The following is an 18,575-nucleotide window of genomic DNA, read 5'->3' as shown; positions in this document are numbered from 1 at the left end:
AGGCTGGCCGATCGTTGTACCGCACTCGGGCACCCGTCGCTTCGTCGGCCAATGTCCGGAAAACCCACCCGATTTGAGGTGGGTGTGGTACGGCACAAACCGGGGGACGCGCAACGTGGCGCAGTCCACAGCGGGCCGTCGCGGATCAAGCTGTCGCGGCGGGGGAACGGCCGCGACAATGCCACCGAGTGGCTTTGTCGTCTTTTCCGGCGGGACCTTCGTGCCGCCGGGCATGCCCGCTCGTTCTTCACTACGGGGCGGTCGGTGCGCCGTTCCCGGGTGAGCCGGCCGTAGAAGCACTAACCGATGGGCGAGGGGTTCGCATGACCGACACCGGCCAGGTCCCGGGCGAGGGGCTGCCGGAGAACGCAGGCACGGTGGAGCAGCCGGGCGTCCCCACGCCCAGCGCGTACACCTACCTCTCCGAGAGCCCCGCCGAGGACGAAGACCTGCTGCTGCCGGGTGCCCAGGGCGCATGGGGCAACGAAGTGGCACCGCCCCCGCCCGTCCCCGTCGTCGAGGCCGTGCACGAGCCGGGCCCGCACGAGACCGCCGGCCGCGACAGCGGCAACGTCGACCTCACCGGCGTACGGCTGTCCGCGCCGGCCCCCGCCCCGCCCCGCCGCCCGCTGCACCTCGGCCCGCCCACCCCCGACGCCTCCGCGAGCCCGGTCCGCTCCCTCGCCGACCGCGGCCCCGCCGGCCTGCCGCCCCGCCAGCCGGGTCCGTCGGCGGGCCCCGAATACCTGGACGTCCCGCGCCCGGGCGAGTCGGCGCCGCAGAACGCGGCGCCCTGGGGTGCCGCGGCGGCCCCCGCACAGGCTCCGGCGGCCCCGGTGCAGGTACCGGTCGAAGTCCCGGCCGCGGTACAGGTGCAGGTGCAGGCTCCGGTCGAACCGCAGCCCCACGAGGTGCCGGCGCCGGTGGCCGTTCCGGTCGCGGTGACTGTTCCGGCCGCGATGACCGTTCCGGCCCCGGTGGCCGTGGAGGCGGAGCCTGCCGAAACGGTTGGCCCGCAGGCGGTTACGACGGACGGGCCGGACGGGCCGGGTGAGCCCGCGGAGGCCTACGAGGCCATTGCGGAGCCGGTGTTGCCTCCGATGCCCGGGGTGGAGGGCGCTGCCACCTCGTCGGCCGCCGAGGCCCCGGGCCCGGTCGACCCCGGTGGATTCCCGGAGCCGGAGCCGGAACCGGCTCCCGCGACGGAGCCGGGGGGCGAGTCCGGCCAGGTGCCGGTGACCGTGCCCGCCGTCGCCGCCGACGAGTCCGGTACGCCGCCGGCTGCCGCGCCGGTGACGGAGCCGCAGCACGCGCCGCTGCCCGAGCCTGTTCTGGAGGCCGAGTCCGCTCACTCGCCCGAGCCTGCTGTGGAGGCCCAGTACGCTCACTCGCCCGAGCCTGTTCTGGAGCCGCAGCCCGTCCAGGTGCCCGAGCCCGTCGCGGATGTGGGCCAGAACCAAGGCCAGAACCAAGGCCAGGACCAGGGCCAGGGCCAGGAGGCTCTGCCCGTTGAGGACGCGGGTCCGATGCCCGTCGCTCCCTCCGCCCCCGTCCCGCCGCTCGACGGGACACCCGACTTCGCTCCCGTCACCGACTCCGACGCCGCCTTCTCCGCCAACGCCGGTGCGGAGATGCCGCAGCCGCACGCCGCAGCCCCGGACGCCGAGCCCGCGCAGGCCGACCCCGTACAGGCGCCGGTGAACACGGCGGACCCCAACCAGGCTCCGCAGGGCGCCCAGATCCCGGACGCGCCGGTCGCCGTACCGGCCCGGGACGTGGCCGCCGGGACGCCCGTGCCCGAGGTCGTACAGGAGCCGTTGCCCGCCGTGGCACCGGACGAGCCGACCGACCGGCCGGACCCCGTCCAGGCCGTCGCCCCCATCCCGGTTTCCCCCACCCCGATCGCCGCTTCCGCCCCCGTCTCCGACGAGGCGTTCCCGCCCGCGAGGGTGGCGGAGCCCGTACCGGCGGACGCCACCACCCAACTGCCCGGCGCGCTGAGCATGGCGCCCCAAGCGGACCAGCCGCTGGGCGAGTTCGTGCCGGTGGAGGGCCAGGTGCCGACCACCCCGCACCTCGCCCCGACCCCGCCGCACCCGCTCTCCGTACCGGTAGAGGCCTTCGAGGAGCAGCCGGAACCCATGGCACCGGCGGAGCGGCCGGTTGCCGTCGACGCCCCTGCCCAGCAGGAGCCGTACGTCATGGTCCCCGCCCCGCGCGAGGCGGACCCCGCTCCCGCGGAAGGGCCCGACTACGAGGTCGTACAGCACGCGGAGGACCTGGACACCCGGGCCGCCGACCAGGACGAAGAGAGCACGGCCCCCGTGGCAGAAGCACGTCAGTCCACCGGCCCGGCCGCGCCCGCCTACGACGACGCCGAGCGCGAGGCCGTACTGAAGGTCATGCGCGAGCGGCGCGACATCCGCAACGGCTTCCGCGGCGACCCCATCCCGCACGAGGTGCTGCTCCGTGTCCTGGAGGCCGCCCACACCGCGCCCTCGGTCGGCCACTCGCAGCCCTGGGACTTCGTGGTCATCCGCTCCGCCGACACGCGGAGCGCGATGCACGAACTGGCGATGCGCCAGCGCGACGCGTACGCCAAGTCGCTGCCCAAGGGCCGCGCGAAGCAGTTCAAGGAACTGAAGATCGAGGCCATCCTCGACACCCCGGTGAACATCGTCGTCACCGCCGACCCGACCCGCGGCGGCCGGCACACCCTCGGCCGCCACACCCAGCCGCAGATGGCCCCGTACTCCTCCGCGCTCGCCGTCGAGAACCTCTGGCTCGCCGCGCGCGCCGAGGGCCTCGGCGTCGGCTGGGTCAGCTTCTTCGACGAGCGCGAGATGGTCCGCACCCTCGGCCTGCCCGAACACCTGGAGGTCGTCGCCTACCTCTGTGTCGGATACGTCGACGAGTTCCCGGACGAGCCCGAGCTGACGCAGGCGGGCTGGTCCAAGCGGCGCCCCCTGTCCTGGGTCGTGCACGAGGAGACGTACGGCCGTCGCGCCCTGCCCGGCGAGGACCCGCACGACCTGCTCGGCGAGACCGTCGCCCAGATCCGCCCGCTGGACGCCAAGGCGCTCGGCGAGGCCTGGGAACGGCAGAAGCGGATGACGAAACCGCCGGGCTCGCTCGGCATGCTGGAGATCATCTCCGCCCAGCTGGCCGGGCTGTCCCGGCAGTGCCCGCCGCCGATCCCGGAGCCCGCGGCCGTCGCGATCTTCGCCGGCGACCACGGGGTGCACGCCCAGGGCGTCACCCCCTGGCCGCAGGAGGTCACGGCCCAGATGGTGGCCAACTTCCTCGGCGGGGGAGCGGTCTGCAACGCCTTCGCGAGCCAGGTCGGCGCCGAGGTCTGTGTCGTAGACGTCGGTGTGGCCACGGAGCTGCCGGCCACGCCGGGGCTGCTGCCGCGCAAGGTCCGCGCGGGGACGTCCGACATGACGACCGGTCCCGCGATGACCCGCGAGGAGGCCAAGGCGGCCATCGAGGTGGGCATCGAGACGGCCCGCGACCTGGTGGCGGCCGGCAACAAGGCCCTGCTCACCGGTGAGATGGGCATCGCGAACACCACCGCGTCGGCCGCCCTGATCTCCGTGTTCACGGACACCGACCCGGCGGAGGTCACGGGGCGTGGCACCGGCATCAACGACGAGACCCTCGCCCGCAAGACCGAGGTCGTCCGCCGCGCCATCGAACTCCACCAGCCGGACCCGGCCGACCCCATCGGCGTACTCGCCGCGGTCGGCGGCTTCGAACACGCGGCGATCGTCGGCCTCCTCCTCGGCGGGGCGTCCCTGCGTACGCCGGTGATCCTGGACGGCGTCAGCGCGGGCGCCGCGGCGCTCGTCGCCCGCGCCATCGCCCCCGAGGTGCTGGCCGCCTGCATCGCCGGGCACCGCAGCGCGGAACCCGGCCACGTGGCCGCCCTCAACAAACTGGGCCTGCGCCCCCTGGTCGACCTCGACCTCCGCCTCGGCGAAGGCACCGGCGCCCTGCTGGCCCTCCCCATGGTCCAGAGCACAGCCAGAGCCATGCACGAGGTGGCCACCTTCGACTCAGCAGGAGTAACAGAGAAGTAGCCCCTCTCTTCAGGCTCCCAGGCAGACCCTCGCGGGGCTGTGGGCAGGCGCTGCACAGGGCGGAGCCCCGCCACCCGCAGTCGGCGATGCTCCTTGGCCACCGTGCACCCGCCCCGCGGATTCGGGGGGGGGCGGCCGTTTCGCACACCGGACCAGGCACGCCCGGCCACGCCCCCGGCACCCACCAACGCCCCCACCACATAAAATCCGCACGTCAGGGCACTGCACCGCACAAGGGAGCCCCCTCATGGCAGAACACCCCGCCTACCCCGTAGGCCTCCGCCTCACCGACCGCAAGGTCGTTGTGCTCGGCGGCGGCCAGGTGGCCCAGCGCCGCCTCCCGGCGCTCATCGCGGCCGGCGCCGACATCGTCCTCGTCTCCCCCCGGGCTACCCCCTCCGTCGAAGCCATGGTCGACGCGGGTGAGATCACCTGGGCGCAGCGCCCCTACACGGACGGCGACCTGGCGAACGCCTGGTACGCCCTCATCGCCACCAGTGACCCCGACGCCAACACCCGCGCCTCCGCGGAAGCGGAACGCCACCGCGTCTGGGCCGTCCGCTCCGACGACGCCGACCGGGCCACCGCCTGGACCCCGGCGACCGGCCACAGCGAGGGCGTCACGGTCGCGATCCTCACGACCGACTCCAAGTCCCGCGACCCCCGCCACACCGCGGCCGTCCGGGACGCGGTCGTCGAGGGCCTGCGCGACGGCACCCTGGTCGCCCCCCACCACCGCACCCGCACCCCCGGCGTCGCCCTGGTCGGCGGCGGCCCCGGCGACCCGGACCTGATCACCGTCCGCGGCCGCCGTCTGCTCGCCGAGGCCGACGTCGTCATCACCGACCACCTGGGCCCGCGCGACCTCCTCGCGGAACTCCCCCAGAACGTCGAGGTGATCGACGCGGCCAAGCTCCCGTACGGCCGCTTCATGGCCCAGGAGGCCATCAACAACGCCCTGATCGAACACGCCAAGCAGGGCAAGTCCGTCGTACGGCTCAAGGGCGGCGACCCCTTTGTCTACGGCCGTGGCATGGAGGAGGTCCAGGCGCTCACGGAGGCCGGCGTCCCGTGCACGGTCGTCCCCGGCATCTCCAGCTCGATCTCCGTCCCGGGCGCCGCCGGCATCCCGGTCACCCACCGCGGTGTCGCACACGAGTTCACCGTGGTCAGCGGTCACATCGCCCCTGACGACGAACGCTCGCTGGTCGACTGGCCGTCCGTCGCCAGGCTCACCGGCACGCTGGTGATCCTCATGGGCGTCGCCACGATCGGCAAGGTCGCCGAGACGCTGATCGCGCACGGCAAGTCCCCGGACACCCCCGTCGCCCTGGTCCAGGAGGGCACCACGGCCGGTCAGCGCCGCGTCGACGCGACCCTCGCGACGGCCGCCGAGGCCGTACGGACCCATGACGTGAAGCCCCCCGCGGTCATCGTCATCGGCGAGGTCGTGAAGGTCGGGCCGGCCCCGGCCGGTGATCCCTCCGAGTAATCCCGAGTAACTCCGGGTAACCCAACCCGTCCCGCGCCGTTGGCACCGTACGTACGACAAGGCAGTATCACCCTGTGGCCGATCTCATCACCGTCGAGGACCCCGACGACCCGCGCCTGCGCGACTACACGGGCCTGACCGACGTCGAACTGCGCCGCAAACGCGAGCCCGCCGAGGGCCTGTTCATCGCCGAGGGCGAGAAGGTCATCCGCAGGGCGAAGGACGCGGGCTACGAGATGCGCTCGATGCTGCTCTCCGCCAAGTGGGTCGACGTCATGCGCGACGTCATCGACGAACTCCCCGCCCCCGTCTACGCGGTCAGCCCCGAACTCGCCGAACGTGTCACCGGCTACCACGTGCACCGCGGCGCCCTCGCCTCCATGCAGCGCAAGCCGCTCCCGACGGCGGCCGACCTGCTCCAGACCGCCCGCCGGGTCGTCGTCATGGAGTCGGTCAACGACCACACCAACATCGGCGCGATCTTCCGCTCGGCCGCCGCGCTCGGCATGGACGCCGTACTGCTCTCCCCGGACTGCGCCGACCCGCTCTACCGCCGCAGTGTGAAGGTCTCGATGGGCGCCGTCTTCTCCGTGCCCTACGCCCGGCTCGGGACCTGGCCCAAGGGGCTGGAGTCGGTCCGCGAGGCCGGGTTCACCCTGCTCGCCCTCACCCCGGACGAGAAGGCGAAGTCCCTCGACGAGGCAGCCCCGCACCACATGGACCGGGTGGCCCTCATGCTGGGCGCCGAGGGCGACGGCCTCACCACCCAGGCCCTGGTCGCGGCCGACGAATGGGTACGCATCCCGATGGCCCACGGCGTCGACTCGCTGAACGTCGGCGCGGCGGCGGCGGTCGCCTTCTACGCGGTGGCCACCGGCCGCCCCGACCTGTAGACCGGCCTCACCGGTCACTTGTCACAGGTCGGCGGGCAGGGCCTGAGTCCCCTCCACGCGCGCGTGCCGCTCACCGACACCCATCCCGGTGCCACCACTGCCGGGACCGAGCCCGCGCGTGGGCCCCGTACACCCCTGCACCAACGCGATCCCCACCGCCACCAACAGCGTGACGACCACAAAGACGAACAGCCGTTGCCGCAGCAGCCGGGGGTTGGCGGGCCGCAGCCAGCTGCCGTTGCCGCGGCCGGCCGGGCGCCCGCCGCTTCCGCGCTGGGTGGGCCGTGAGCCGTTGGAGCGGGTTGTGTTCCGCGCGGCGGGTGTGTTGCGTCCGCCGGGCGTGTTGCGGCCGGTGGACGCGGGGCGCGAACCGGAACCGGTCCGGGAGGTTCCCGTCCCGACCGCGTTCCCGCGCGGAGTGCTGCCACCGCGCGGAGTGCCGGCACCGCGTGGCGGAGTCCCGCCCCGCGCGGGAGTCGATCCGCGGGACGGCGCGGGACCCCGCGGCGCGGGTGTCGCCCCCTGTGCCGGGCGCGGACCCTGCGGACGCCGCTGCACCCGCTGCTGCTCCGGATACGTCTGCTCCGGGTACGTCTCGGCGAGCCGCCCGGTCGGCCGGTCCGCCTCACCGGAACGCGGCGCCGGCGGACGCCCGTCGAGCATGCCCTGTGCCTCCCGCGCGGCGATCTCCTTCAGCCGCAGCGACAGGTCGAGCGTGCTGGGCCGCTCCTCGGGGTCCTTCGCCAGACAGGCGCGGATGAGAGGGCCGAGCGCGTCCGGCACGCCGTACGTGTGCGCCTCCTCGTGGACGACGCGGTACAGCATCACCTCGGAACTGCCGTGCCCGAAGGGCGAGTCGCCGGTCGACGCGTAAGCGAGCGTCGCGCCCAGCGAGAAGACGTCCGTGGCCGGGGTGACGGCCGCGCCGCGCACCTGTTCGGGCGCGAGGAAACCGGGGGAGCCGACGGCCGTACCGACGTGGGTGAGGGTGGAGGCGCCGGTCGCCCAGGCGATGCCGAAGTCGATGATCCGCGGGCCCTTGGGGGACAGCAGGATGTTGGACGGCTTCAGGTCGCGGTGCACCACACCGGCCTCGTGGACGGCGACGAGCCCCTCCGAGAGCGCGGCGCCCACCATGGCGACCTCGGCCGCGGTCAGCGGACCCTGGTCGGCGACCTTGTCGTGCAGCGAGGGCCCGGGCACGTACTGCGTGGCGAACCAGGGCCGCTCGGCCTCCAGATCGGCCGCGACCAGCCGCGCCGTGCACCCGCCCCGGATCCGCCGGGCGGCGGACACCTCCCGCGCGAACCGCGAGCGGAACTCCTGGTCCTCCGCCAGATCGGGCCGGATCACCTTCAGCGCGACCCGCTGCCCCTTCTTGTCGGAGCCCAGGTAGACAACGCCCATCCCGCCCGCGCCGAGCCGTCTGTGAAGCTTGAACGAGCCGACGACGCGCGGGTCCTCGCGCCTCAGGCGCATCATCGCCATGTTCATCCCCGCTGCCCGGTCCGTATGACGTGCCACAGCTTACGTTTCCCCGGCCGCCCGCGCGCAGAGGCCGCGCCCTCTCGACCCGACGGATTGTCAGTGCCGGGTGGGAGACTTGAAAGGTGGTCAGGGAGCGTGCGAGCAGGGCGGCTTGGCGCCCCGCATGATCCCAACGGGTCTTCACAGAAGGGGGATTGGCCGCGTGAAGGGTGATCGTGTGGAGATAGTCGTGGACGCAGGGGACACAACACGGACGTACGAGGTCGTGGCGAGCAGGGCGGGCCGCCGGGTGGAGACGGCGGTACGCCGAGGTGTGGTGGAAGTGAGCGAAGTCACTCGAAACGGCACCGTGGTGCGTACGGCGCGGTTCATGGCGAATCGGGTCCTCGCCCTGGTCGAGCAGCCCGTCCCGCGGGAGGACAGCTCGGAAAAGTCCGGGCAGACCGGTCGCCCCCTCCGGGAAGACCCCGAGACGTAGGACGTGGTCTCCACCCAGAGGAGTACGCCCCAGGTGGTGGCTCATCCTCCGGGAGGCCCGGCAATCGGTACGAGGGCATGACGCCCGCACAGCGCCGCGCACCTAGATTTGAGGTCAAGCGGCGGGTGCAGCACTCGTCCCCCGAGGTCAGACACCCGCCGCTGCCAAGACAACTGAGAACGGTCAGGAGAGGGACCATGGCCTACACGGCACCGCGGACGATGATCCGTGAACAGGGACGCAGGGCACATGCTGCAGCGTTCCGCCCGCGCCGTACCGGCCGGCGCCACCCGCTGGTGGCGACGGCGATGGCCCTTCCTCTGGCGGTCCTGCTGCTGGTCGTCTTCGACGGCTGGGAGACAGTGGCCACTCAGGCGTCGTCCGTGGGCGTGATGCTGGGGCGCTGAGCGGCGACCCCAGGCCCGGAAGAGCGGTCCGGGCGGGGACATCCACCCATAACCCCGTGGGGACGGGGGTGCGGCGGACGGCACAAATGCCGGCGCAGCTGGGGAGCTGCGCCGGCATTGCTTTTCCCTGACGGGCCCGGGAGGGCCCTGTCAGTGGCTGCTGCTAGCTTCCGCATCCAGAGCTGGAACCGGATGCGGAAGCGGGCTGCCATGGGTGCGTCGGGCTGGGAGTACTACGTTCCCTACCAAGAGGATCTCGGAGCGGCGCTGACCGCCCTCCGCGAGAAGATCTTCGAGGAGCAGGACTACTACTGGGACCCCGCCGACGACGACGGCGAGCCCCGTTTTCGTCCGGCGACGATCGACGAGCTCTGGGAGGACGAGCAGACCCAGGAGGAAGGCACGCACTCGATCCTGGACATGGACAGAATCGGGCGTCCGGGTGAGCCGCCGACCTACGGCACCGTACGGCCACTCGGTTCCGCCGAGGCAACCGAGCGAGTGGGCACCGACCGCCTCACCCGCGCGCACGTCCCGGCCCTGGCTCCGCTGACCGACGACCGCTGGCACGGCAGGTGCGTGGTACTCCACACCGCGGAGGGCGCCCCGCGGGAGATCTACTTCTGGGGCGTCTCGGGCGACTGACCCGAGCCGAGGACAGGCGTGCCGCAGCCCGAGCGCGGCGGCACACCGGCCACTCCCACCCACGTACCCTCCGCAAAGGCCCACGCCCAGTGACCCTGCTCTCCGCCCTGACCGCGAAGGTCAGAACCGCAGCCCACCAAACCCCCCACCCCCGCTGCGCCTGCGGAGCCGCAACCCTCGCCGACCGCCCCGACGCCACAGTCGTCCGCCACGCCGGCACGGTCGCCAAGGCCCACGCCCCCGCCACCGACGAGGCCCACCTCACCACCCTCCTCGCCACGGCCGCCCACCTCCCCGAGATCTTCGTCCCCCCACTGCGCCAGGACCCGGTCCCCCTGGACAAGCGACTGGTGACCTTCTGGCCCTACGGCACCCCCGTCGACCCGGAAGCCCCCGACGCCGCCCCCTGGGAAGCCGCGGCCACCCTCCTCGCCCACCTGCACCGCACACCCGCCCCATCCGGCACTCACCTCCCCATGCGCGGTCCCGCGAAGTCGGCAAGAGCGATCGCCCGCCTCCACCAGGCCCCCAAGGCGGACGCGCACCCCGCCACCCCCGCGATCCTCGACGCCTGGCACGCCCTGCCGCCCTGGACCCGCGCCGAGACCCCCATGCCCGACACCACCACCCTCTGCCACGGCGACTTCCACCTCGGCCAGCTGGTCCGGCACCCCGCCCCGGACGGCCCGTGGCGGCTGATAGACGTCGACGATCTCGGCGTGGGCGTCCCGGCCTGGGACCTGGCCCGCCCGGCCGCCTGGTACGCGTGCGGACTGCTCACCCCCGACGAGTGGACCCGCTTCCTCACCGCCTACCGCACCGCCCGCGGCCCCGCGGTCCCGCCCGACGGCGACCCCTGGCCCGTACTCGACGTACCGGCCCGTGCCCTCACCGTCCAGACCGCAGCGACCGCGCTGGCGAAGGCCCTGACCGCGGACCGGCCGTTGGACGAGGTGGAGCAGTCGGTTGTGGACGCCGTGGCGAGAATGGGCGACATCCCCACGGAGTTGGGTGCAAGCTCCGCGAAGTAGGGTGCAACCGACGGCAGGCGGACGGAGTCTGTCCTGGCGAGACGTGAAGCAGGACCGACCGGCGAGGAGTTGAGCCGACCATGCAGTGTCCGAAGTGTCGTGGGCAGATGCAGACGTACAACCGCAACGGCGTTCAGATCGAGCAGTGCACCAACTGCCGTGGAATCTTCCTGGACTACGGCGAGCTGGAGGCCCTGACCCGCCTGGAGGGCCAGTGGAGCCAGCCCGGCCCGCCGCCCCCGCCGGCCGCCCCGCAGTACCCCGCGGCACCGGTCGCGCCCGCGCCCGCCTGGGGCGCCCCGCAGCACGGCGGCCACGGCGGTCACTACGGCGGCCACGGCCACCGCAACAAGGGCTTCGGGCACATGCTGTTCTCCAGCTGACCCGCCCCGCACCACGACGAAGCCCCCGGCCGTTCAAGACGGCCGGGGGCTTCGATCTGTGTGGACGATACTGGGATTGAACCAGTGACCTCTTCCGTGTCAGGGAAGCGCTCTCCCGCTGAGCTAATCGTCCTCGGGACCAGAACCGTCCTCACTCGCCGAAGCCGGTCATGGGCACTGCGTGCGCGATACTGGGATTGAACCAGTGACCTCTTCCGTGTCAGGGAAGCGCTCTCCCGCTGAGCTAATCGCGCGGAGATCCTCGCGGATCAGGTCCTTGCGGACCAGTGGACGATACTGGGATTGAACCAGTGACCTCTTCCGTGTCAGGGAAGCGCTCTCCCGCTGAGCTAATCGTCCTTGGAGGTGGAGACGGGATTTGAACCCGTGTAGACGGCTTTGCAGGCCGTTGCCTCGCCTCTCGGCCACTCCACCAGGAGTGTAGGGGACCGGGAAGTCCCCTGTTCCTGCGAGCGGACGACCAGGTTCGAACTGGCGACCTCAACCTTGGCAAGGTTGCGCTCTACCAACTGAGCTACGTCCGCTTGTCGTTTCGGTCCGCTCCCACGTCCCGGCGACGTGTTGAACTCTAGCGGATTCCGGTGCCAGCACAAAAACGCGTTTGCGCAGCGTGCTGCCCTGCACCTGGTCAGGGCGCGGGTGCGATCACCCGAAAGGTCACGGCGATGCCACCCGCAGGACACCCACCCTAGACTCGACAGCGTGCTCGACCTCCCACCCCTCGCCCGCTTCGGCGACCGTACAGCCACCCGGCTCCTCGACGTGACCAGCGATCCGGCGGCCCTGGAGTCCGCCGGCTTCTGGGCGGTCTGCGCCGACTTCGAGGGCCGTCTGACCTGTGCCCGGTTCGCTGACGTACGCGAGGAGCCGGTGCCCGCCCCCGTGCCGGGTGCATGGCGCGGTCCGGCCGCCGGCGACTGGTCGTCGTCGCTCGACGACACCGCGTACACGGCGGGTGTGCGGCGGATACGGGAGCACATCGCGGCCGGCGAGGTCTATCAGGCCAACCTCTGCCGCGTCCTGTCCGCGCCCGTGCCGCCCGGCGCCGACGTCGACGCCCTGACCGCACTGCTCGCGCGCGGCAACCCGGCGCCGTATGCCGGAACGATCCGCCTGCCCGCGCACGGCGTCGAGATCGCCACCGCGTCCCCCGAACTGTTCCTGCGCCGGGACGGGCGGACCGTCGAGTCCGGGCCCATCAAGGGGACCGGCCGGACCGAGGCGGACCTGCTGGAGAAGGACTACGCCGAGAACGTGATGATCGTGGACCTGGTCCGCAACGACCTCGGCCGCGTCTGCGCCACCGGCAGCGTCACCGTCCCCGACCTCTGCGCGGTCGAGAAGCACCCCGGCCTCGTCCACCTCGTGTCGGCCGTCCGGGGCGAACTCGCCGAGGACACCGGCTGGCCGGAGCTGCTCGCCGCCGCCTTCCCGCCCGGTTCCGTCACCGGCGCCCCCAAGTCCAGCGCCCTGCGGATCATCGACGCGCTGGAGACGGCACCGCGCGGACCGTACTGCGGCGGCATCGGCTGGGTCGACGCCGACCGCGGCACCGCTGAGCTGGCCGTCGGTATCCGTACGTTCTGGATCGACCGAGCCGCCGGGCTGCTGCGCTTCGGCACGGGCGCGGGCATCACCTGGGGCTCGGATCCACAGCACGAGTGGCGGGAGACCGAACTGAAGGCGTCCCGGCTGCTCGCGGTAGCGTCGGGGGAGTACGAAGGGGACGCCCCGGAATTCTCCATACGAGGTAGGCACCAGTGAAGCTTTGGCTCGACGGCGGGCTCCAGGACACCGAGTCCGCCCGTGTGTCCGTCTTCGACCACGGACTGACCGTGGGCGACGGCATCTTCGAGACGGTGAAGGCGGTGGACGGCAGGGCCTTCGCGCTCACCCGCCACCTCGACCGGCTCACCCGTTCCGCGCGCGGCCTAGGCCTGCCCGACCCGGACGCCGACGAACTCCGCCGCGCCTGCGCCGCCGTGCTCGACGCCAACCCCATGCCGCTCGGCCGGCTGCGGATCACCTACACCGGCGGCCACGGCCCGCTCGGCTCTGACCGCGGCGAGCACGGCCCGACCCTGGTGGTCGCGGTCGGCGAGGCCGCCCCACGCCCCGACTCCACCGCGGTGATCACCGTGCCCTGGACCCGCAACGAGCGGGGCGCGCTCACCGGCCTGAAGACCACGTCGTACGCCGAGAACGTCGTCGCGCTGGCCCGTGCCCGTGAACGGGGCGCCAGCGAGGCGCTGTTCGCGAACACCGTCGGACAGCTCTGCGAGGGCACCGGCTCGAACGTCTTCGTTGTCCTCGACGGCGAGATCCACACCCCGCCGATCGCCTCCGGCTGCCTCGCCGGCATCACCCGCGCCCTGACCGTCGAGTGGACCGGCGCCAGGGAGACGGACCTGCCGCTGGACGTGCTGGAGCGCGCCGACGAGGTCTTCCTCACCTCCACACTGCGCGACGTCCAGGCGGTCCACCGCGTCGACGACCGTGAACTGCCGGGCGCCCCGGGCCCGGTGACCGCCAAGGCCATGCGTGTCTTCGAGGAGCGCTCGGGCGACGACCTCGATCCCTGACCCACCGCACCGGCCGTATCGACCGCATCGACCGCATCGACCGCGGAAAATTCCGCGGAGCCCGAGGCCGTGGTCGGGTAGAACAACGGTGATGACCACCACCCTGCGGCCGACCGAGCCGCTTCAGCGCGACGCCGACGGGGCGCCGTCCCGCCACTTCCGGGTGTGCGTGAACAGCCGTCCCGTCGGCGCGGTCCACCTCGCCACCCACGCCGTCTTCGGGCCGTCCGTCGCCGAGATCCGCGACCTGCGCATCGACGAGCCCGACCGCAGACGCGGACGCGGCACGGTGGCGGCGCTGGCGACCGAGGAGGTGGCCCGCGGCTGGGGCTGCCGGCGCATCGAGATCTCGGTGCCCGCGGAGGGCCACGGGCTGCGCATGGTCACGTCCCTCGGCTACGTCGAACGCAACCGGCTGATGAGCAAGACGCTGGGCGCCACCGCACCCGAACTGCCCGCCGGCAGCGTCGGACGGCCCATGACCGAGGCCGAGTTCGGCCCCTGGGTCGAGAGCGCGATCGCGGAGTACGCGCTCAGCTGGACCCAGCGCGGTGTGTCGGAGGAGGAGGCGCGGCGCAAGTCGGTACGGGACCACGAGCGGCTGCTGCCCCAGGGCCGTGCCACGGAGAACACACTGCTCAGCATCCTGGAGCACGAGGGCACCCCGGTCGGCATGCTCTGGCTGGCGATCCAGGAGGACAGGGCGTTCGTCTACCGCGTCGAGGCCGACGAGGCCCATCGCGGACGGGGCCACGGCCGTGCCCTGATGCTCCTGGCGGAGGCGCAGGCCCTCGCGGCGGGCAGGCCCGCGGTCGGCCTCAACGTCTTCGCCGGGAACACCCCGGCCGAGCGGCTGTACGAGTCCCTCGGCTACGTCCCGACGGGACACTTCCTCTACAAGAGCCTGCTCTGACGGGAACGGGTGCCGGACCGGCCGTCAGCCCCGCCCGGCCAGCAGCCGGTCGGCGATCTCCTCGACGCGCTCGCGCGGACCACCGGGGCTGTTGCGGCCGTCGAACCGCTCGCCGCCGATGACATACGTCGGGGTGCCGGTCACCCCGATCGCCTTGCCCTCGGCCTGGTCGGCGTCGACCACGAGGATGTGCCGGCCGTCGATCAGCGCGGTGTCGAACTCCTCGGCGTCCATGCCGAGTTCACGGGCCACCTCGACCAGCAGGGGCTCGCCCCGGCGTCCCAGTTCCTCGGCACGGTCGAGCACCGCTTCGGCGTAGGGCCAGCCCTGGCCCTGCTCGACCGCCTCCTCGGCGGCCTGGGCGGCGGCGAACGCGTGCTTGTGCTTCTCCAGCGGGAAGTGCCGCAGCCGCAGCTCCAGACGGTCGCCGTAGCGGGCCCGCAGGGCGCGGACGTCGTCCAGGGCCGCACGGGAGTCCGGGCACTGTAGGTCGCACCAGAACTCGAGGACGGGCGCGGTCGCCGGGGCGGGGGAGTCGCTCATGCGATCAGTCTCCCAGCCGGGAGCGGAGCGACCCAATCCGGGCCCACGCGGGAAGTGCGGTGCTACGGCGGTGGCGGTCGCGCCGGGCTGTGACCGCCCCGGTACTGCGGGTATCGGGGCGGCGGCCGCCGTACCGCTTCCGTGCGCGCTGACCGGGACCTTCGGAGGAGTCGACCCGGAGATGTCCCTGATGTCCGGCCAGAGCATGGCCGCACGGGGTGCGGGCGGTGCAGGATGGAAGGGACGAACCACTCCTGTTCGACTCGGCCTGCCTGGAGGACCGGATGATTGCCGAGACCGTCTGTTCCGCCGTCGCCGCGGCCGGCCTCGGCATCGCCGCGGTCACGGCGTACCGCAAGCGTTTCCTGGCGGCCACCCGCATCGCCGCGTACTCACTGGTGCCGCTCGGTCTGGTGATGACCGGCATCGTCGAATGGGCCGCCGACACCGCGTTCAGCCCAACGGCCTGGATCGGCTTCGGTGTGCTCGGCGGCGCCTGGTTGCTGTTCATGACCACCCGTGCGGTGGAGCGGCGCCGGGGCGGTACGCGCAAGGAGCGCAAGGCCGCCGCCGCGGCCGCGCAGACCGACGCCGTGGCGCCGCGCGCCTCGGCACCCTCCCTGGGGCAGGGCTCCCGGCCCGCCGCACAGCCGAGGAACGCCGGGCGGGGTGAGACCTCGGAGGACTTCAGTGACATCGAGGCCATCCTGAAGAAGCACGGCATATGACGCCCGCATGACCGACTGAAACGTCACAGCGGCGGTGACCGGCCGGTTCTCCGCCGCATAACGTCGGCCGGAGCGAGGCGTCACGGTTTCCGACGAACTACCGCTCGATCTGGGCATGTTGGGTGTGTCAAGGTGGCGATTGCGCCATCATCGGCCGCGAGATGCTGGACACGACACAGAGCGACACCAAGCCGCCTCAGGACGAGCCGCGCGGGTGCCTTTTCGCCCTTTCCCAGCCACCGTTGATGATCTTCCTAGCGGTGATCGGGTGTCTGTTCCTCATGGCTGCGCTGCACGACCTGCTGTTGCTGTGAGCCGTACCCGTGGTCTCCGGCGTCACCCGCCGGGGGCCACGACAAGCATCCACCCCGATCGCGGCGCGGAGACGGAGCGTCAGCGGCCTCCGCGCGGGCGGCCCGCGTCGCCGGTTCCGTCCGTCGACTTTCGGTCAGTTTCCGCTCGGGCGGCGATTTCCTTCCGGCCGCCGGCCCGTCCTCAGCCGGTCGCTTCCTTGCGCCGGGCCCGGTACGCGGCCACGTGCAGCCGGTTTCCGCAGGTGCGGCTGTCGCAGTACCGCCGCGAGCGGTTGCGGGACAGGTCGACAAAAGCGTGCCGGCAGTCCGGCGCCTCGCAGCGCCGCAGCCGCTCCTGCTCCCCGGCGACCACGAAGAAGGCAAGGGCCATCCCGCAGTCCGCCGCCAGGTGATCGGCGACGGACGCGCCCGGTGCGAAGTAGTGCACATGCCAGTCGTAGCCGTCGTGGTCGGTGAGCCGGGGGGTGGTGCCCGCGGCGGCGACCAGCTCGTTGATCAGCGCGGCGGCGGACCGGGAGTCCGGGGCCGAGAAGATCGCGGCGAAGCGGCCACGGATCCTGCGGACCGCGGCGAGGTCGAACGCGGAGAGCACACCGACATCGCTCATGTCGTGCTTTCGTACGAACTCCTCGAGGGACGCGATGTCGGACAGTCCGTCCGAGGTCCCGTCGTCGTCCGGGGCGGTGTTCACCAGATCCACCACGGTGTCGAGGGCACACCGGGTGTCGTGGGTGATCAGCACGTTTCGCTCCCTGGCCTGTGGTCGGGCGGGCGCCCGCCGATGCTGGCCGATGGTAGTGGCTCCGCCGCCGGGACCGGCGGCCTCGGATCCACCTACGGCCTGGCTCTACAACGCCGAGCGGCCGGGATGCGTTCCCCGGACACACACAGTGAACCGGCGTCGTCGCCGCGGAAACCCGCGGCGACGACGCCGGTGTGTGCCGTATGCGGTTGTCCGGGCCCGAGCCGTCTCCCCGAGTGGACGGCGCCGGGCGGCTCTGTGTGCGTCTCGCCCCTAGCTCTCCGCCAGGATGTGCGAGAGCTCTTGATCCAGATCGAAGTGCCGGTGTTCCGTGCCCGGTGGCACGGCGGCGTCGGTTCGCTTCAGGAACGACTCCAGCGCCCGCGCGGGCGCCTCGAGCAGTGCCTCGCCCTCCGGAGAGCTCAGGGCGATGCACACGACGCCCTGGCCATGACTGCGCGAGGGCCAGACACGGACGTCGCCGGTGCCGGTGGGGCGGTGCAGCCCCTCCGCGAGGAGGTCGCGGGCGAACACCCACTCGACGGTCTCCTCGGCTCCGGTGTGGAAGGTGGCGTGCACGGCGTAGGGGTCGGCCGTGTCGTACCGCAGGCCTGCGGGGACAGGCAGGGAGGACTCGCTCGACACAACGAGGCGCAGGTGCAGCTCGCAGCTGACCGTGGTGTTCATAAGCGCCAGGGCCTTTCGCTCAGTGTGCGCTCGGGGATTCGCACGTCGGCGAAATCGACATGCCACCTACGGTGCCGTTGTAAACCCCTCTGCGTGTTTTGCGTGTCTTTACGTAACTCTTCCGGCCGAGAACCTCTTCGCCGGGTACGACCATTCCGGTGACCGGTTTCGCTCGGGTAAGGTTTGGCTGTATGAATACGGGGAGTGACGAGCCGGGCGAGGTTGCCGTGGCCGCTGACGACATCGGGACGGGCGGGGCGAAGGGCGAGCAGGCCCTCGGGTCCAGGGCGCCGGAATTCATCAAGGCGCGTCGGCTGCTGCACGTCAGCTGGCAGGTCGGCGTTTTCGTGATCGGCCTGGCGGTCGTGGGGGCCGGCATCGTGATGCTGCCGCTGCCGGGACCCGGCTGGGTGGTGATCTTCGGTGGCATGGCGATCTGGGCGACCGAGTTCGTCTGGGCCCAGCTGGTGCTGCGCTGGACCAAGCGCAAGGTCACCGAGGCCGCGCAGCGTGCGCTGGACCCCAAGGTGCGGCGCCGGAACATCATCCTGACCTCGATCGGCCTGGTGATCGTCGCGGCCATCGGCGGCTTCTACCTGTGGAAGTTCGGCCTGACGATGCCGTGGGACATCAAGGACCAGTGAGCCGGGCCCGGGGGGCGCGGGACCGGCCGACGGTGGTCACGGGCACCGTCTGACATGGGGTAATCTTCTCTCTGCGTCCGGGCGATTAGCTCAGTGGGAGAGCGCTTCGTTCACACCGAAGAGGTCACTGGTTCGAACCCAGTATCGCCCACCCGGACCTGCGGCCCGTCTGTGAGATGCAGACGGGCCGCAGGCGTGTGTGGGGGGCGGTCGCGTGGAACGATTCACGGCATCCGCCGGACGTCTCACGGCATCCGGTCGGCATCTCACACCATCCGCTCGGTGTCGCTGAAACGGATGGTGACGGTCCGTTAGGTGTAGCAACCCGCCAGTGGCCGATCAAAGCTGATCAATCGGACATCCGGCTCTTCGAGAAGAAGTACGCGAAGATCAAAGGGAAGGCGGACTTCCGGTATTCCGTTTCATTCCGTAAGGCTTCCGGACTTGCGCGGCCGACGGAAATCCCCGGGCATTCCCCGGAACTCCGTTGCATTTCTTCGGA

At 72.0% G+C, this 18,575-nt stretch carries 18 protein-coding genes and 6 tRNA genes; 15 read left to right on the top strand and 9 right to left on the bottom strand.

The window, feature by feature from the left end; all coding sequences use genetic code 11:
- Positions 1-323 precede the first annotated feature (323 nt).
- The 3 genes from cobT to ACIQAC_RS20385 all read left to right on the top strand — a co-directional run bounded on the left by cobT (position 324) and on the right by ACIQAC_RS20385 (position 6,467).
- Positions 324-4,082 (top strand): nicotinate-nucleotide--dimethylbenzimidazole phosphoribosyltransferase, encoded by a 3,759-nt coding sequence (cobT, locus tag ACIQAC_RS20395; protein ID WP_402193020.1) that lies wholly within the window; start codon positions 324-326, stop codon positions 4,080-4,082.
- Positions 4,083-4,329: 247 nt separating this feature from the next.
- Positions 4,330-5,574 carry a uroporphyrinogen-III C-methyltransferase gene (gene cobA / locus ACIQAC_RS20390; RefSeq protein ID WP_402193019.1) on the top strand — a complete coding sequence of 415 codons (1,245 nt, stop codon included), beginning with the start codon at positions 4,330-4,332 and terminating at the stop codon, positions 5,572-5,574.
- Positions 5,575-5,648: 74 nt separating this feature from the next.
- On the top strand, positions 5,649-6,467 hold the full coding sequence (locus tag ACIQAC_RS20385) for a TrmH family RNA methyltransferase (RefSeq protein ID WP_402193018.1): 819 nt from the start codon (positions 5,649-5,651) through the stop codon (positions 6,465-6,467).
- A gap of 21 nt (positions 6,468-6,488) precedes the next feature.
- On the opposite strand, the gene ACIQAC_RS20380 is transcribed toward ACIQAC_RS20385, so the two are convergent.
- Positions 6,489-7,961 (bottom strand): protein kinase, encoded by a 1,473-nt coding sequence (locus tag ACIQAC_RS20380; RefSeq protein ID WP_402193404.1) that lies wholly within the window; start codon positions 7,959-7,961, stop codon positions 6,489-6,491.
- Positions 7,962-8,157: 196 nt separating this feature from the next.
- Here ACIQAC_RS20380 and ACIQAC_RS20375 point away from each other — a divergent pair, with 196 nt between their 5' ends.
- The 5 genes from ACIQAC_RS20375 (at position 8,158) to ACIQAC_RS20355 (ending at position 10,899) form a co-directional block, all read left to right on the top strand.
- Positions 8,158-8,433, top strand: a complete 276-nt coding sequence (locus tag ACIQAC_RS20375; RefSeq protein ID WP_402193017.1) for a hypothetical protein — start codon at positions 8,158-8,160, stop codon at positions 8,431-8,433.
- A gap of 197 nt (positions 8,434-8,630) precedes the next feature.
- The gene (locus ACIQAC_RS20370) at positions 8,631-8,840 is read left to right on the top strand and encodes a hypothetical protein (protein ID WP_402193015.1); all 210 of its coding nucleotides are present in this window, start codon (positions 8,631-8,633) and stop codon (positions 8,838-8,840) included.
- A 153-nt stretch (positions 8,841-8,993) separates the two neighbouring features.
- Positions 8,994-9,485, top strand: a complete 492-nt coding sequence (locus ACIQAC_RS20365) for a hypothetical protein (protein WP_402193013.1) — start codon at positions 8,994-8,996, stop codon at positions 9,483-9,485.
- An 89-nt stretch (positions 9,486-9,574) separates the two neighbouring features.
- The gene (locus tag ACIQAC_RS20360; RefSeq protein ID WP_402193012.1) at positions 9,575-10,516 is read left to right on the top strand and encodes a phosphotransferase family protein; all 942 of its coding nucleotides are present in this window, start codon (positions 9,575-9,577) and stop codon (positions 10,514-10,516) included.
- Between the two features lie 80 nt (positions 10,517-10,596).
- Positions 10,597-10,899, top strand: a complete 303-nt coding sequence (locus tag ACIQAC_RS20355; protein ID WP_402193011.1) for a zf-TFIIB domain-containing protein — start codon at positions 10,597-10,599, stop codon at positions 10,897-10,899.
- A gap of 61 nt (positions 10,900-10,960) precedes the next feature.
- On the opposite strand, the gene ACIQAC_RS20350 is transcribed toward ACIQAC_RS20355, so the two are convergent.
- The 5 genes from ACIQAC_RS20350 to ACIQAC_RS20330 all read right to left on the bottom strand — a co-directional run bounded on the left by ACIQAC_RS20350 (position 10,961) and on the right by ACIQAC_RS20330 (position 11,444).
- Positions 10,961-11,032: transfer RNA gene (locus tag ACIQAC_RS20350), tRNA-Val, on the bottom strand.
- A 49-nt stretch (positions 11,033-11,081) separates the two neighbouring features.
- Positions 11,082-11,153, bottom strand: a tRNA-Val gene (locus tag ACIQAC_RS20345).
- A 34-nt stretch (positions 11,154-11,187) separates the two neighbouring features.
- Positions 11,188-11,259: transfer RNA gene (locus ACIQAC_RS20340), tRNA-Val, on the bottom strand.
- 1 nt (position 11,260) lies between these two features.
- Positions 11,261-11,334 (bottom strand) — tRNA-Cys (locus tag ACIQAC_RS20335).
- A 37-nt stretch (positions 11,335-11,371) separates the two neighbouring features.
- Positions 11,372-11,444: transfer RNA gene (locus ACIQAC_RS20330), tRNA-Gly, on the bottom strand.
- 178 nt (positions 11,445-11,622) lie between these two features.
- Here ACIQAC_RS20330 and ACIQAC_RS20325 point away from each other — a divergent pair.
- From ACIQAC_RS20325 to ACIQAC_RS20315, 3 genes are all read left to right on the top strand, one after another.
- A complete protein-coding gene (locus ACIQAC_RS20325) occupies positions 11,623-12,684 on the top strand; it encodes a chorismate-binding protein (protein WP_402193010.1) in 1,062 nt (353 codons plus the stop codon).
- On the top strand, positions 12,681-13,502 hold the full coding sequence (locus tag ACIQAC_RS20320) for an aminotransferase class IV (protein WP_402193008.1): 822 nt from the start codon (positions 12,681-12,683) through the stop codon (positions 13,500-13,502). Before ACIQAC_RS20325 ends, ACIQAC_RS20320 begins: the two co-directional genes overlap by 4 nt.
- Before the next feature lie 91 nt (positions 13,503-13,593).
- The gene (locus ACIQAC_RS20315; RefSeq protein WP_402193007.1) at positions 13,594-14,415 is read left to right on the top strand and encodes a GNAT family N-acetyltransferase; all 822 of its coding nucleotides are present in this window, start codon (positions 13,594-13,596) and stop codon (positions 14,413-14,415) included.
- A 24-nt stretch (positions 14,416-14,439) separates the two neighbouring features.
- Here ACIQAC_RS20315 and ACIQAC_RS20310 read toward each other — a convergent pair whose 3' ends face one another.
- Positions 14,440-14,958, bottom strand: coding sequence for a DsbA family protein (locus ACIQAC_RS20310; protein WP_402193006.1), 519 nt, complete (start codon positions 14,956-14,958; stop codon positions 14,440-14,442).
- 284 nt (positions 14,959-15,242) lie between these two features.
- Here ACIQAC_RS20310 and ACIQAC_RS20305 point away from each other — a divergent pair, with 284 nt between their 5' ends.
- Both ACIQAC_RS20305 and ACIQAC_RS20300 read left to right on the top strand, forming a co-directional pair.
- Positions 15,243-15,686, top strand: coding sequence for a hypothetical protein (locus ACIQAC_RS20305; RefSeq protein ID WP_402193402.1), 444 nt, complete (start codon positions 15,243-15,245; stop codon positions 15,684-15,686).
- 161 nt (positions 15,687-15,847) lie between these two features.
- Complete coding sequence (locus tag ACIQAC_RS20300; RefSeq protein WP_402193004.1) at positions 15,848-16,000, top strand: hypothetical protein; 153 nt, start codon at positions 15,848-15,850, stop codon at positions 15,998-16,000.
- 181 nt (positions 16,001-16,181) lie between these two features.
- On the opposite strand, the gene ACIQAC_RS20295 is transcribed toward ACIQAC_RS20300, so the two are convergent.
- Entirely contained in the window at positions 16,182-16,742 is a 561-nt protein-coding gene (locus ACIQAC_RS20295) for a CGNR zinc finger domain-containing protein (RefSeq protein ID WP_402193003.1), read from the bottom strand.
- Between the two features lie 273 nt (positions 16,743-17,015).
- The gene (locus ACIQAC_RS20290) at positions 17,016-17,429 is read right to left on the bottom strand and encodes an SsgA family sporulation/cell division regulator (protein WP_004002642.1); all 414 of its coding nucleotides are present in this window, start codon (positions 17,427-17,429) and stop codon (positions 17,016-17,018) included.
- A 191-nt stretch (positions 17,430-17,620) separates the two neighbouring features.
- Between ACIQAC_RS20290 and ACIQAC_RS20285 the strand changes: the two genes are divergently transcribed.
- Both ACIQAC_RS20285 and ACIQAC_RS20280 read left to right on the top strand, forming a co-directional pair.
- Positions 17,621-18,073: a TIGR02611 family protein gene (locus tag ACIQAC_RS20285; protein ID WP_402193002.1), complete on the top strand. Its 453-nt coding sequence runs from the start codon at positions 17,621-17,623 to the stop codon at positions 18,071-18,073.
- Between the two features lie 79 nt (positions 18,074-18,152).
- Positions 18,153-18,224, top strand: a tRNA-Val gene (locus ACIQAC_RS20280).
- Positions 18,225-18,575 lie beyond the last annotated feature (351 nt).

The organism is Streptomyces sp. NPDC088387 (assembly GCF_044753385.1).
GTDB lineage: Bacteria > Actinomycetota > Actinomycetes > Streptomycetales > Streptomycetaceae > Streptomyces.
This window is presented reverse-complemented; position numbering and strand designations above follow the sequence as displayed.